This window comes from Streptomyces sp. NPDC048420 (assembly GCF_040651535.1).
Classification (GTDB): Bacteria; Actinomycetota; Actinomycetes; order Streptomycetales; family Streptomycetaceae; genus Streptomyces.
In genome coordinates, this window is record NZ_JBEZKG010000008.1 from 356,987 (window position 1) to 370,217 (window position 13,231).

The 13,231-nt window shown below is 71.0% G+C and carries 13 protein-coding genes; 9 read left to right on the forward strand and 4 right to left on the reverse strand.

Features of this window, described 5'->3' with window-relative positions; genetic code table 11:
• Positions 1 to 225 precede the first annotated feature (225 nt).
• From AB0D34_RS17055 to AB0D34_RS17065, 3 genes are all read left to right on the forward strand, one after another.
• Complete coding sequence (locus AB0D34_RS17055) at positions 226 to 1,944, forward strand: lytic transglycosylase domain-containing protein (protein WP_362662246.1); 1,719 nt, start codon at positions 226 to 228, stop codon at positions 1,942 to 1,944.
• 149 nt (positions 1,945 to 2,093) lie between these two features.
• Positions 2,094 to 2,228 (forward strand): SPW_0924 family protein, encoded by a 135-nt coding sequence (locus tag AB0D34_RS17060; protein ID WP_362662247.1) that lies wholly within the window; start codon positions 2,094 to 2,096, stop codon positions 2,226 to 2,228.
• Between the two features lie 21 nt (positions 2,229 to 2,249).
• Positions 2,250 to 3,233 (forward strand): DUF3068 domain-containing protein, encoded by a 984-nt coding sequence (locus AB0D34_RS17065; protein WP_362662248.1) that lies wholly within the window; start codon positions 2,250 to 2,252, stop codon positions 3,231 to 3,233.
• On the opposite strand, the gene hrpB is transcribed toward AB0D34_RS17065, so the two are convergent.
• Both hrpB and AB0D34_RS17075 read right to left on the reverse strand, forming a co-directional pair.
• A complete protein-coding gene (hrpB, locus tag AB0D34_RS17070) occupies positions 3,223 to 5,697 on the reverse strand; it encodes an ATP-dependent helicase HrpB (protein WP_362662250.1) in 2,475 nt (824 codons plus the stop codon). The genes AB0D34_RS17065 and hrpB overlap by 11 nt on opposite strands.
• Before the next feature lie 4 nt (positions 5,698 to 5,701).
• Entirely contained in the window at positions 5,702 to 6,679 is a 978-nt protein-coding gene (locus AB0D34_RS17075) for a class I SAM-dependent methyltransferase (protein ID WP_362662251.1), read from the reverse strand.
• A 228-nt stretch (positions 6,680 to 6,907) separates the two neighbouring features.
• Here AB0D34_RS17075 and rpsA point away from each other — a divergent pair, with 228 nt between their 5' ends.
• The 4 genes from rpsA (at position 6,908) to AB0D34_RS17095 (ending at position 10,659) form a co-directional block, all read left to right on the forward strand.
• Entirely contained in the window at positions 6,908 to 8,404 is a 1,497-nt protein-coding gene (rpsA, locus tag AB0D34_RS17080) for a 30S ribosomal protein S1 (protein ID WP_362662252.1), read from the forward strand.
• A 236-nt stretch (positions 8,405 to 8,640) separates the two neighbouring features.
• A complete protein-coding gene (locus AB0D34_RS17085; RefSeq protein WP_362662254.1) occupies positions 8,641 to 9,579 on the forward strand; it encodes a PAC2 family protein in 939 nt (312 codons plus the stop codon).
• A gap of 31 nt (positions 9,580 to 9,610) precedes the next feature.
• Positions 9,611 to 10,228 (forward strand): dephospho-CoA kinase, encoded by a 618-nt coding sequence (gene coaE / locus AB0D34_RS17090; protein WP_362662255.1) that lies wholly within the window; start codon positions 9,611 to 9,613, stop codon positions 10,226 to 10,228.
• Positions 10,229 to 10,278: 50 nt separating this feature from the next.
• Positions 10,279 to 10,659 (forward strand): tetratricopeptide repeat protein, encoded by a 381-nt coding sequence (locus tag AB0D34_RS17095; RefSeq protein ID WP_362662256.1) that lies wholly within the window; start codon positions 10,279 to 10,281, stop codon positions 10,657 to 10,659.
• A gap of 40 nt (positions 10,660 to 10,699) precedes the next feature.
• Here AB0D34_RS17095 and AB0D34_RS17100 read toward each other — a convergent pair whose 3' ends face one another.
• Positions 10,700 to 10,966 carry a DUF6343 family protein gene (locus AB0D34_RS17100; protein WP_362662258.1) on the reverse strand — a complete coding sequence of 89 codons (267 nt, stop codon included), beginning with the start codon at positions 10,964 to 10,966 and terminating at the stop codon, positions 10,700 to 10,702.
• A 75-nt stretch (positions 10,967 to 11,041) separates the two neighbouring features.
• On the opposite strand from AB0D34_RS17100, the gene AB0D34_RS17105 reads away from it, so the two are divergent.
• Both AB0D34_RS17105 and AB0D34_RS17110 read left to right on the forward strand, forming a co-directional pair.
• Positions 11,042 to 11,950, forward strand: coding sequence for an acyltransferase domain-containing protein (locus AB0D34_RS17105; protein WP_362662259.1), 909 nt, complete (start codon positions 11,042 to 11,044; stop codon positions 11,948 to 11,950).
• A gap of 94 nt (positions 11,951 to 12,044) precedes the next feature.
• Positions 12,045 to 12,500 (forward strand): DoxX family protein, encoded by a 456-nt coding sequence (locus tag AB0D34_RS17110; RefSeq protein WP_362662261.1) that lies wholly within the window; start codon positions 12,045 to 12,047, stop codon positions 12,498 to 12,500.
• An 82-nt stretch (positions 12,501 to 12,582) separates the two neighbouring features.
• Here AB0D34_RS17110 and AB0D34_RS17115 read toward each other — a convergent pair whose 3' ends face one another.
• On the reverse strand, positions 12,583 to 13,227 hold the full coding sequence (locus tag AB0D34_RS17115) for an RNA-binding S4 domain-containing protein (RefSeq protein ID WP_362662262.1): 645 nt from the start codon (positions 13,225 to 13,227) through the stop codon (positions 12,583 to 12,585).
• Positions 13,228 to 13,231 lie beyond the last annotated feature (4 nt).

Consider the following 13,231-nt stretch of genomic DNA (forward strand, 5'->3'; position numbering starts at 1 on the left):
ATCGAACATGGCCAACCGGTGAATACCGGGCACGAACCGGTGTCCGAGGAAAGGAAGTTGTCGTAGGGTCGCACGGGTCACCGCGCTGGGGAGCTCGGTCGTACGTGCGAATAAGGAATTCCCGCGCGTCACAGGGGCAACCTCAAGGGCGGCTCGACTGTCACAACTGGACGAGAGCGACAGACGGAGACGGGCGTTCGGGCGTCCATGGGAGGGGTTCACTTTATGGCGGCGCAATTCGGCAGGAGGCTGCGCAAGGGAGCCATGACCACCGCCGTGGCCGCGGCCGCGGTCGCGGCACTGTCCGCCTCCCAGGCCCCCGGAGCGACGGCCGACGGCAGATCGGCCGCAGCCGACTCCCAGCCCTCCCCCGACGCGACCGCCTCCGACGGCAGCGCCACCGGCAACTCGCCGTACTACACGGACCTGCCGCCGCTGAACACCCCGAGCCCCGCGCCGACCGACGGCAGTACTCCCTCCACCTCCCCGGTCGAGAGCGAGGCGGGCATACCCGCGACCGTTCTCGCCGCCTACAAGAAGGCCGCGACCGAGCTCCAGGCCTCCAAGCCCGGTTGCAACCTGCCCTGGCAGCTCCTGGCCGCCATCGGTCAGGTCGAGTCGGGTCAGGCCCGCGGCGGCCGGGTCGACGCGGACGGCACCACGACCTCCAAGATCCTCGGCCCGCAGCTCGACGGCAACGGCTTCGCGCTCATCAAGGACACCGACAACGGTGTCTACGACGGCAACAGCGCCTACGACTCGGCCGTCGGGCCCATGCAGTTCATCCCGTCCACCTGGGCGTGGGCCGCGCGCGACGGCAACGGCGACGGGGTGAAGGACCCGAACAACATCTACGACGCCTCCCTCGCCGCCGGTCACTACCTGTGCCGCAACGGCTGGGACCTGTCGGACGGCGGTGACCTGGAAAGCGCCATCCTCAGCTACAACAACTCGCGGCACTACCTGAACACGGTCCTGTCGTGGCTGGAGTACTACCGCAAGGGCACCCACGAGATCCCCGACGGCACCGGCACCATCCCGGACAGCCGCAGCGACGGCGGCAGCGGCTCGGCCTCCTCGACGCCGGACACGCCGACGCCGAACAGGCCCGCCTCGCCGAGCCCGACCCCGCCCGCGACGACTCCGCCGGCGACGACCCCGCCTCCGTCCGGGAGCCCCACCCCGCCGGCCTCGCCGACGCCCGTCACCCCCACCCAGTCCGTGCACCACCTGGAGGACTCGGGCACCGCGAAGCTCACCGCCATGGCGGGTGACGCGTTCGCCGAGAAGATCAGCACCAAGGCCGAGAACGCCGCCGGGCAGGGCGTCCCCAAGGTCCGGATCCGCTTCACCATCGTCGGCGACACCGACGCCACCTTCGCCGGCGGCGAGAAGGTCGCCACCGGTCTCACGGGCGCCTCCGGTGTGGCCACCGCGCCCGCGCTCCAGGCGGGCGAGACCACCGGCACCTTCACGGTCACCGCGACCCTCATCGGCCGTACGGTCACCGGTCCGGACTACACGGCCACCGTGACCCAGCGCGTCGCCGACACCCTCGTCCGCACCAGCGACACCGCGCTGACCTGCACGCCGGGCGGCGAGTTCGCCGACGCGGTGGAAGTGAAGGCCACTTATAAGGACGCCGTCGCCGACAAGGTCGCCGCCACCGCCACCCTGATCAAGTCGGCCGACGACGCGACCGAGAACGACAAGGGCCCCTACTTCAAGGACGCCGACGGCAAGACCGTCCGCACCCTGACCGGTCTCACGACGGACGCGGACGGCGTGCTGAAGCTGCCGCAGCTCTACTCCGACGACACCACCGGCACCTACGTGCTCCGCATCACCACCGCGGGCGGCGCGACACTCGACGTGACGCTGACCGTGGCGGCCGCCGCGGACACCTCCGCGAGCCCGTCGCCCAGCCCCAGCGCGAGTTCGTAGAGCCCGCACCCACCCCTTCGGAGGGCGTCCTTTCCGCTACGGCGGACAGGGCGCCCTCCGTCCGTGTGCGAGCTGTTCTCATCTCGCCCGCCCGTTGCTACGGTGCCGGACCTGACGATGTATCAGTTCCCGTCCGCAGGGAGGCAGACATGCGCGCCCTGATCGCCGCCGCGACCGGTCTCGCCCTCGCGTTCGCCCTGGTCCTCGCGATCACCGCGATGGGACAGCCGACGGGCAAGACGTCTCCGAAGCCCTTGCTCACGACAGTGCCCGCCCACCCGTAACCGCCCGCCCGGGAGGCCGAGATGCGCCGCAAGACCAGCCTGGTCCTGCTCGCCCTCGCCGTGTTCTTCGCGGCGCTGTCCCCGCTGCTGCGCTGGTACGCCTTCCCGCGCCTGGCCAAGATCCCCGCCAACCAGTACCAGGACATGGTCCTGGAGGCGAAGAACGCGACCCTCATCGACTACGGCTCGATGACCGCGAAGAAGGTCCCCGAAGTCACCATCGTGCAGACCCTCAAAGGCAACGTGGAGGCCTCCGAGAAGATCGAGAAGACCGTCGGCAAGGACGTCGTCGTCTGGGACGGGCTGTCCTACGTCGTCGGCCCCGACGGCAGGATGGTCTCCGAGATCCCCGAGCGCTACATCTTCGACGCCCACACCCAGGCCCCCGTCCACGCCCCCGGCGAGATGGTCGACGGCGACCCGGTCAAGCGCACCGGCATCGAGTTCAAGTGGCCCTTCCTGACGGAGAAACGGGACTACGAGTACTTCGACGCGCAGACCCGCACCACCAACCCCATTCACTACCGGGGCACCCAGACCTTCCGCGGTGTGGAGGTCTACTACTTCGAGCAGACCATCCCCTGGACCAAGGTGCCCTTCCCCAAGACGATGCCGGTCAAGGGCATCACCCCGGAGACCGTCGCCAAGACCGGCACCACCCGCTGGTACACCACGGTCCGCAAGTTCTGGGTCGAACCGCTCACCGGAGCCCCCGTCTACGGCGAGGAGATCCACAAGGAGGAACTGCGCGGCGGCACCCTCCTCGGCGGCCGCGAGAAGGTCACCGCCTTCGCCGGGCACGTGAAGATGCGCGAGGACTACATCGAGCACACGGTCGACCTGGTCAAGTCGAACCGCACCCTGGTGCTCCTCATGACCTCGTACCTGCCCTGGGGCTTCCTGACCCTGGGCGTCCTGCTGCTGGCCCTGGCGCTCTGGCTGGAGGCCCGCAGCCGCCGCCCGGCCCCCGAGAAGGTCGACACACCCGAACCGGTCACCGCCTGAGCCGCGCGTTGGTGTGCCGCGTCGGCTCGGCGTCCGCCGGGTCCTCGGGCCACGGGTGCTTCGGGTACCGGCCGCGCAACTCCGCCCGTACGCCCTTGTATCCGTCCTTCCAGAAGGAGGCGAGGTCGGCGGTGACGGCGGCGGGCCGGCCGGCGGGGGAGAGCAGATGCACGAGCAGCGGCACCCCGGCGACCCGCGGCGATTCCCGCAGCCCGAACATCTCCTGCAACTTCACCGCCAGCACGGGCTGTTCGGGGTTGCCGTAGTCGATCCGGATTCTGGACCCACTCGGTACGGCGATCCGCTCGGGTGCCAGTTCGTCGAGCCGCGCGGCCTCGCCGGAGGCCCAGGGGAGAAGCCTTTGCAGTCCCTGTCCGGCGTCGATGCGCGCCAGGTCGGCCCGCCGCCGGGCACGACCCAGCTCGGGCTCCAGCCACTCGTCCACGCGCGCGTGGAGCGCGTCCTCGGAGACCTCGGGCCACGGGTCGCCAAGATGGTGGTGCAGGAACGCGAGCCGCTGCCGCAGTACGTCGGCGTCCGGCGTCCACCGCAGCAGCCGTAGCCCCTCCTGACGGAGCCCTTCAAGAAGTGCTTCGCGTACGAGGTCGGCGCCGGCGTTCTTCAGAGGCCGTGCCGCGAGCTCGATCGCCCCGAGCCGCTCCACCCGCCGTGCCACCACGTCCCCGCCGGCCCAGTGCACCTCCTGGCGCTCGGAGTACAGCGAGGCCGCCGCCGACCTGGCCGTGTCCTCGTCGATCACGGCGGCGAGCTGCACACGCGCGTGGCCCTTCCCGACGGGACGGTCCGCCACGGCCACGGCGATCCACGGCGCTCCGCGCAGCGGGGAGCCGTCGGAGAGCTCGGCGCGGGTGCCGGAGGCCATGAGATAGGAGCCGCCGTCGGCCTTGGCCACCCGCTCGGGGAAGGCGAGCGCGGCCACCAGGCCGTCGTTCGCGGCAGCCGCCCCGGTGAACTCCGCCGCGGCGGACCGCAGTCGTCGCACCTCCGTCCGCCAGCGTCCCGCATAGGCGTCACCGCCGCGTCGGGCGGTCCGTACGGCGGCCGCCAGGTCGTCGCCGTACTCGCGCGGCGGCTCCTCCGAGAGCAGGGCGACCACTTCGGCACCCGCACCGGAGGTGTCCAGCAGGGCCCGTCCGAGGCGGGGATGCAGGCCCAGGCGGGCCAGGCGTGCGCCCCGCGCGGTGGCCCGGCCGTCGGCGTCCACCGCTCCCACGGCCGTCAGCACGCCCCGCGCCGCCGCCATCGCCCCGGTCGGCGGCGGATCCAGCAGGGCGAGTCCCGACGCGTCCGGATCGCCCCAGCAGGCCGCCTGCAACGCGAACGCCGTCAGGTCGGCCACCTTGATCTCCGGCGCCGGGAAACGCGGCAGACGGGCGTCCTCGGCCTCCGCCCAGCATCGGTACACGGCACCCGGCGCCTCCCGCCCGGCCCGGCCCGCCCGTTGCCGTCCGGCCGCCTGCGAGGCCCGTACCGTCGCCAGCGCGCTCAACCCGCGCGCGTGGTCGACGCGCGGCTCCCGCGCGAGTCCCGCGTCGACGACCACCCGCACCCCGGGCACGGTCAGGGACGACTCGGCCACGGAGGTCGCGAGGACCACCCGCCGCCGCTCCCCGCCGGCCAGCACCGCGTCCTGCACGGTCACGGGGGCCCGGCCGTGGACCTGGAGCACCTCCACGTCACCGAGACCGCCCAGCTGCCCGGCCACGCGTGCGATCTCGCCCACACCGGGCAGGAAGCACAGCACGTCCCCGTCCCGCTCGGCCAGCGCCCGCCGCACGACCGACGCCACGTGCGTGAGCAGCGCCGGATCGACCCGCATGCCGTGCGGAGGCCGTACGGGACGGGCCGGAGGCGCCCAGACGACCTCCACCGGATGGGAGACGCCCGCCGCCTCGACCACGGGTGCCTCGCCCAGCAGCCGCGCCCACCCCTGGGCGTCCGTCGTGGCGGACGCGGCCACCAGCCGCAGCTCCGGCCGCAGGGTCTGCCGTACGTCCCACAGGAAGGCCGCCGTGGTGTCCGCGTCCAGATGCCGCTCGTGGCACTCGTCGAGCACCACCACGTCGACGCCCGCCAGCTCCTGGTCCCGCTGGAGCCGCTGGAGCAGCACACCCGTCGTGACGACCTCCACGCGCGTGTGCCGCCCGACCACCCGTTCGCCGCGCACCGTGTAGCCAACGCTCTCGCCGACCTTCTCGCCCAGCAGCCACGCCATCCGCCGGGCGGCCGCGCGGGCCGCGATCCGGCGTGGCTCGGCGACGACGACCTTCCGCGCGGGTACGGCGTCGTCCAGCAGGCCCGCCAGGGCCGGCGGGACGAGCGTCGTCTTGCCGGTACCGGGCGGCGCCACCAGGACCGCGGTCCCGTGTCCCTCCAGGGCATCGCTCAGCGCGGGCAGGGCGCCGCGTACGGGAAGGGCGTCGAGGGCGTCGTGACGGATCACGCGCTCAGTCTCGTACGCACACGAAAATGGCGGTTCCCGGGATCAGGTTGCCGCGCAGGGGGGACCAGCCGCCCCACTCCGAGGTGTTCCAGGCCGGCCACTCCGGCTCGATCAGGTCGACCAGGCGGAAACCCGACACCGCGATGTCACGCACCCGGTCGCCCAGCGTCCTGTGGTGCTCCACGTACACGGCGTGGCCGTTCTCGTCCTGCTCCACGTACGGCGTGCGGTCGAAGTACGACCCCGACACGGACAGGCCCTCCGGACCGGGCTCGTCCGGGAAGGCCCAGCGGATCGGATGCGTCACCGAGAAGACGAACCGCCCGCCCGGCCGCAGCACCCGGTGCACTTCCCGCAGGACCAGCCTCGGGTCCGCCACGAACGGCAGCGCGCCGTACGCCGAGCACGCCAGGTCGAAAGAGCCGTCCGCGAAGGGCAGCGCGCCCGCGTCGGCGCAGACCAGGGGGAAGGACGTACCGATGCGCAGGGCGTGCTGGAGCTGGCGGTGGGAGATGTCGAGGGCGACCGGGCGGGCGCCCTGCTCGGCCAGCCAGCGCGCGCACTGGGCCGCGCCGGCGCCGATCTCCAGGACGTCCTTGCCCTTGAGGTCCTCGGGCGGACCCAGCAGCTCGGCCTCCACCTCGTCGAGGCCCTCGGGGCTCCACACGAAGCGGTCGTCGCCGAGGAACGTGCCGTGCTCGACCTGGTACTCGTCGGCGTTGCGGTCCCACCAGCCACGGTTGGCCCGGGCGCTCTCGGAGACGTCGGCGTCGCGTCGGGTGGCCTCGGGTTCGGTGTCCAGTGCGGTGTCCTGCTGGTGTGATGCGGGCCCTTGGATGATCGGCTCCCTCGTCGTACTCTTCCGTCCAACCCCGTCTCGGCGGCCGTCATAAATGGGGCGCCGCCACGCGCGCGTGGCCTCGTGAGACAGGTTTTGTGCCGGGTATGCGGCGATCCGCCCCGGGTGTGCGCCTTCGCGCATTGACCCTGTCCGGCTGCCCCCGTATGCTACAAGTTGCGCTGCGAGCCTGCGCACCTCAGACGTAGCAGGCTGCGCTCGCATCTGTTGTATGTCCCCTCGGTTTTCGAGGCGCCACCGGATTTTTCCAATGTGGCGCTTCCTTGGCTGTCCGGCTTCTTCAGAGCGATCACGGGCTCCCGGCGTAGCAGTACCTACGACTTCAATGTCCGTACCGGAGCCCTTTCCCACATGACGAGCAGCACCGAGACCACCGCCACCACCCCGCAGGTTGCGGTCAACGACATCGGTAACGAGGAAGCATTCCTCGCCGCTATCGACGAGACGATCAAGTACTTCAACGATGGCGACATCGTCGACGGCGTCATCGTCAAGGTTGACCGGGACGAGGTTCTCCTCGACATCGGTTACAAGACCGAAGGTGTCATCCCGAGCCGTGAGCTCTCGATCAAGCACGACGTCGACCCCAACGAGGTCGTCGCCGTCGGTGACGAGATCGAGGCCCTGGTCCTCCAGAAGGAGGACAAGGAAGGCCGCCTGATCCTCTCGAAGAAGCGCGCCCAGTACGAGCGCGCCTGGGGCACCATCGAGAAGATCAAGGAAGAGGACGGCATCGTCACCGGTACCGTCATCGAGGTCGTCAAGGGTGGTCTCATCCTCGACATCGGCCTCCGTGGCTTCCTCCCGGCCTCCCTGGTCGAGATGCGCCGCGTTCGCGACCTCCAGCCCTACGTGGGCAAGGAGCTCGAGGCCAAGATCATCGAGCTGGACAAGAACCGCAACAACGTGGTCCTGTCCCGCCGTGCCTGGCTGGAGCAGACCCAGTCCGAGGTCCGCCAGACGTTCCTCACGACCCTCCAGAAGGGTCAGGTCCGCTCCGGTGTGGTCTCCTCGATCGTCAACTTCGGTGCCTTCGTGGACCTGGGTGGCGTCGACGGTCTGGTCCACGTCTCCGAGCTCTCCTGGAAGCACATCGACCACCCCTCCGAGGTTGTCGAGGTCGGCCAGGAAGTCACCGTCGAGGTCCTCGACGTCGACATGGACCGCGAGCGTGTCTCCCTGTCGCTGAAGGCGACCCAGGAAGACCCGTGGCAGCAGTTCGCCCGGACCCACCAGATCGGCCAGGTCGTGCCCGGCAAGGTCACGAAGCTGGTTCCGTTCGGTGCGTTCGTCCGCGTGGACGAGGGCATCGAGGGTCTGGTCCACATCTCCGAGCTGGCCGAGCGCCACGTGGAGATCCCGGAGCAGGTCGTCCAGGTCAACGACGAGATCTTCGTCAAGGTCATCGACATCGACCTCGAGCGTCGCCGGATCTCGCTGTCGCTGAAGCAGGCCAACGAGTCCTTCGGTTCGGACCCGGCCTCGGTCGAGTTCGACCCGACCCTGTACGGCATGGCCGCGTCCTACGACGACCAGGGCAACTACATCTACCCCGAGGGCTTCGACCCCGAGACCAACGACTGGCTCGAGGGCTTCGAATCCCAGCGTGAGGTGTGGGAGAACCAGTACGCCGAGGCGCAGACCCGCTTCGAGCAGCACCAGCAGCAGGTCATCAAGAGCCGCGAGGCCGACGCTGCCGCCGCTGCCGAGGGTGGCGACGCCGCGGGTGCGGCTCCGGCCGCGGGTGGCGGTTCGTACTCCTCCGAGGGTGCGGACACCTCCGGTGCGCTGGCGTCGGACGAGGCGCTTGCCGCGCTTCGCGAGAAGCTCGCTGGTGGCCAGAGCTGAACGCTCACTGAGCAGTAGCTCCTGACTGAGGGGCCGTACCTTTCGAGGTGCGGCCCCTCGGTGTTTTGTCTGACGGCCGGTGGGGGCTGGTCGCGCAGTTCCCCGCGCCCCCAGGGGGTTCATGCCGCCCTCCGTCATGAAAAGCCGTTAAGAGATGGGCTGATCAGGGGCCCGGGTGGGAATGCCGCTGTTTCAGGGTGTGTTGAAGCGTATGAACACGAGGAGGAGCGGTCACAGTGCTTGATCCGCAGGGTTTGTACGCATGGGAGCCTCAGGGCCTCGCCGTTGTTGACATGGCGCTCGCCCAGGAGTCGGCCGGCCTGGTCATGCTCTACCACTTCGACGGATACATCGACGCGGGCGAGACCGGCGACCAGATCGTCGACCGGCTGCTCGACACACTGCCGAACCAGGTGGTGGCCCGTTTCGACCACGACCGGCTCGTGGACTACCGCGCCCGCCGTCCGCTGCTCACCTTCAAGCGCGACCGCTGGACGGAGTACGAAGAGCCCACCATCGACGTGCGGCTCGTCCAGGACGCCACCGGAGCGCCCTTCCTGCTGCTGTCGGGCCCGGAGCCGGACGTGGAGTGGGAGCGCTTCGCCGCGGCCGTCCAGCAGATCGTGGAGCGGCTCGGCGTCCGGCTGTCCGTGAACTTCCACGGCATCCCCATGGGCGTCCCGCACACCCGCCCGGTGGGCCTCACCCCGCACGGCAACCGGCACGACCTCGTGCCCGGCCACCGCAGCCCCTTCGAGGAGGCGCAGGTGCCCGGCAGCGCCGAGGCCCTCGTCGAGTACCGGCTCATGGAGGCCGGCCACGACGTCCTGGGCGTCGCGGCGCACGTGCCGCACTACATCGCGCGCTCGCCCTACCCGGACGCGGCCCTGACCGTCCTGGAGGCCATCACGGCCGGCACCGGCCTGGTCCTGCCCGGCATCGCCCACGCCCTGCGCACCGACGCGCACCGCACCCAGACCGAGATCGACCGCCAGATCCAGGAGGGCGACGAGGACCTGGTCGCCCTGGTGCAGGGCCTTGAGCACCAGTACGACGCGGCGGCGGGCGCGGAGACGCGCGGCAACATGCTCGCCGAGCCGGTGGACATTCCGTCGGCGGACGAGATCGGGCTGGAGTTCGAGCGCTTCCTGGCGGAACGGGAAGGCGACAACTGACGCCAGACGGCGAACGTCTAGGCTTCCGGTCATGCTGAAGGTGGGCCTGACCGGCGGTATCGGCGCCGGCAAGAGTGAGGTGTCGCGGCTTCTCGTGGAGCAGGGCGCCGTGCTGATCGACGCGGACCGTATCGCGCGTGAGGTCGTGGCGCCGGGCACGCCCGGCCTCGCCGCGGTCGTGGAGGCCTTCGGAACGGAGATCCTCGCCGAGGACGGCGGTCTCGACCGGCCCAAGCTGGGCTCGATCGTGTTCGCCGACCCGGAGAAGCTCGCCGTACTGAACTCGATCGTGCACCCTCTGGTGGGCGCACGCTCCCGCGAGCTCGAGTCGGCCGCCGCCGAGGACGCCGTCGTCGTCCATGACGTGCCGCTCCTGGCGGAGAACGCCCTCGCCGCGCTCTACGACCTCGTGGTCGTCGTCGACGCGAGCCCCGAGACCCAGCTCGACCGGCTCGTCGGACTGCGCGGCATGACCGAGCAGGACGCACGCGCGCGTATGGCCGCCCAGGCGACGCGCGAGAAGCGCCTGGAGATCGCGGACGTCGTGATCGACAACGACGTACCCCTCGATGAGCTGCGCCGACGCGTGCGGGAGGTATGGAGCGATCTCCTACGACGGGCGCGCGCGTCCCGGCCGTCACAGGAATAGCGTCCCCCGGTCCGGGCGTTGAACCCCTCCAGTGAGGGAAGGACTGTGCCGTGCCCGAGATCAGCGGATCGACCGGACGTACTCCGGAGACGCATGTCATCGACTTCCGCGCGGCGGAGCAGTTGCTCACCGCGCGGGACCCGCGAGGCGCGGTGAAGTTGCTCGACTCCGTCATCGCCGCCCACCCGGAGAACACCGCGGCCCGGCTGCTGCGCGCGCGTGCCTTCTTCGCGGCCGCGCAACTGCGGCCCGCCGAACTGGAGTTCACCATCGTCCTGGAGCGCGAGCCGGACAACGCCTTCGCCCACTTCGCGCTCGCCCGCACCTATGAGCGACAGGGGCGGCCCGACCAGGCCAGGCGGCACTTCCGGCTGGCGGCGGCGCTGGACCCGAAGCCGGAGTTCCTGAAGGCGGCGCGGTTCGACTCCTGAGTGCTTGTGTCAGCTTCCTTGGGGCTCGCGTGAGCTTCGGCTACCGGTGGCGGTTCTCCGGTGGCCGGTACGGCGGGATGCCGGGGCCCGGCTGGTAGTGCGGGCCCTGGCGGATGTGCCGGAGGATCAGGGCCATGTCCACGGTGATCACCAGCCACAGCACTCCGCAGGCGAGGGCCCATCCCGGCCGTCCCGCCAGCGCGAACGCGGCTGTGCCGAAAACGGCCCAGAGCAGCCCCCACAGGCTCAGCCAGAACCGCGCCCGCAGTGCACTGCGCGCTGTCGTCGGCTCACTGCCCGTACGCATCGGGATCACTACTCCTCCTTGCAACGTACTCTTCGGAGCGGACGTTGACCAAAGGGTCGAACAGGAGGTCACCGCGTGCTTCCGGACGCCGACGAACTGGCCGAGGTGCTGGTCGAACTCGCCGTGCCGCACGAGGACGTCAACGAGCTCGTACGGATGGGCCGACGGGTCATGGACGACCCCGAGCTGCGGCGGTTCCTCGAGCACTCCGTCGACGAACTGGTCCGGGACATGGGGCGGGCCGACGACCCGGTCGTCCTGCCCGACCTCGACTGGCCGGCCGGCGCCCTCCAGCGCTGCTTCCCCGTCTACGTGTTCGTGGCGACGTTGCCCCACACGTACGCGTACCACCGCGCGCACGGCATCCCGGCCGACGTCACCCGGCGCACCCTCGCCGACCTCGGGCGGAACATGGCCATCCACCGCAGGCGGTACGGCCGGGCGGGTGTGCACTCACCGCGCTGGCTGACCCGCCATTTCCGGGGCGAGCTGTACCAGTTGGGGCGGCTCCAGTTCGAGCGGACGCGGTTCGGGCCGTGGAACAGACGGTCGCTCGGCGCGGCCGGACTGGACCTCCCCTCCGGGACACGCTGTCTGAGCCTGCACATCCCCGAGTTCCTCGGCCCGCTCTCACCGGCCGCCTGCGAGCGCTCGCTGGCCCTGGCCGAGGAGTTCTTCACCCGGCACTTCGCGGAGGAGCCGTACCGGGCCGCGCTGTGCCATTCCTGGCTGCTCGACCCGCAGTTGAAGGAGTATCTGCCCGCGGACTCCAACATCGTGCGGTTCCAGGAGCGGTTCCGGCTGGCACCCGAGGACCCGGAGCCGGATGACACCGAGCCGGTGCAGTTCGTGTTCGGGGACAGGGAGTTGCCGGTGGAGAGCCTGCCGCGGCGGACGGTGATGGAACGGGCCGTCGGGGACCACCTGCGGGCCGGCCGCCATTGGTACATCGGGCACGGGTGGTTTCCGCTGCAGCGGGTGTAGCGGGGAAATCCGTCGCGGGGCGGCGATGAGTTCCGGAGCGGGGGCGGGTCTACCTCTCCGACAGCACCACGGACCGCTTCCCCCAGGAGACCTGATGTCCGAGACCACCGTCCCCGTCACCCGCACCGCCGCTTCCCCCGTCATCGCCGAGTCCTCGACGCCCCGCGGCCGTCGGGCCCGGATCGCCCTGCGCACCCTGCAGGTCGTGCTCGCCCTCTTCTACGTGATCGCGAGCGCGCTGCCCAAGCTGATCGCGCACCCCTCGGCCGCCGAGGGCTTCGACAAGATGGGCTGGGGCAGCGCGGGGATGTACACCATCGGCGTGCTCGAACTGGCCGGTGGGATCGCCCTGTTGATCCCGGTGCTGCAGTCGCTGGCGGCCCTGGCGCTGAGCGGGCTGATGGTCGGCGCGTTCATCGTCCAGCTCACCTACTTCGACGGGGAGAACGCGGCGACCCCGCTGATCCTGATCATCCCGCTCGCCCTGATCGCCTGGGCCCGGCGCGGGCACAACGCCGACCTGCTGCGGCTGGTGCGACGACGGGCGTGAGGAGAGCGGCTCCACGGCCACCGCGGTGAGGCCGGTGCCCTGCCCTTCGGGAGGGGGCCGGCCTCACCGCGGTGGCCGTGGCTCAGCCTGAGCGTCTGGTCCGGTCCGAGTTCCCGCCCCTGTCCGGTCGATGTGCCCTGCCGGAGTTCTCAGGGGTGTCCGAGCCGGTGGGCTCACTCGCGCCGCCGGGGCCGCCCGGACCGCTGAAGCGACCCCGGTTGCCGCCTTCCGTGAGGCCGCGCAGGCGTTCCAGTTCGCGGCGGTCGCGCTTGGTCGGGCGGCCGGCGCCGCGGTCGCGGATGCCGGCGGGGGCGAAGGCCTCGCGGGGCGGGGGCGGGGGAGAGTTGTCGACATAGCACTGGACGGCCACGGGGGCGCCGACGCGCTTGCGGATCAGGCGCTTGACGACGACGATCCGCTCCCGGCCCTCCTGGCGGACACGGACCTCGTCGCCGACACGAAGGGAGTGGGCGGGCTTCACCCGCTCGCCGTTCACCTGCACATGCCCGCCCCGGCAGGCGGTGGCTCCCGCGGAACGGGTCTTGGCCAGGCGTACGGACCAGATCCAGCTGTCGACCCGCACGGTCTCACCGTTCTGCGGCCCGGCGGCCTCCGCGGCGGCTACGGCGGCGGCGATCTTCGGGTCCGGCGCCTCGGGCCCGTCGCTCGTCGGGCCGGCCGTGCTCGCCCCACCCGTCTCGTCGTCGTCCGTACGCTCCACTGCCATGCCC

Excerpts from the sequence above, each read along its gene's own strand:
- AB0D34_RS17055 (WP_362662246.1), top strand. The coding sequence starts at position 226 with ATGGCGGCGCAATTCGGCAGGAGGCTGCGCAAGGGAGCCATGACCACC.
- AB0D34_RS17060 (WP_362662247.1), top strand. The coding sequence starts at position 2,094 with ATGCGCGCCCTGATCGCCGCCGCGACCGGTCTCGCCCTCGCGTTCGCC.
- AB0D34_RS17065 (WP_362662248.1), top strand. The coding sequence starts at position 2,250 with ATGCGCCGCAAGACCAGCCTGGTCCTGCTCGCCCTCGCCGTGTTCTTC.
- AB0D34_RS17075 (WP_362662251.1), bottom strand. The coding sequence starts at position 6,679 with ATGCGCGAAGGCGCACACCCGGGGCGGATCGCCGCATACCCGGCACAA.
- rpsA (WP_362662252.1), top strand. The coding sequence starts at position 6,908 with ATGACGAGCAGCACCGAGACCACCGCCACCACCCCGCAGGTTGCGGTC.
- coaE (WP_362662255.1), top strand. The coding sequence starts at position 9,611 with ATGCTGAAGGTGGGCCTGACCGGCGGTATCGGCGCCGGCAAGAGTGAG.
- AB0D34_RS17100 (WP_362662258.1), bottom strand. The coding sequence starts at position 10,966 with ATGCGTACGGGCAGTGAGCCGACGACAGCGCGCAGTGCACTGCGGGCG.
- AB0D34_RS17110 (WP_362662261.1), top strand. The coding sequence starts at position 12,045 with ATGTCCGAGACCACCGTCCCCGTCACCCGCACCGCCGCTTCCCCCGTC.
- AB0D34_RS17115 (WP_362662262.1), bottom strand. The coding sequence starts at position 13,227 with ATGGCAGTGGAGCGTACGGACGACGACGAGACGGGTGGGGCGAGCACG.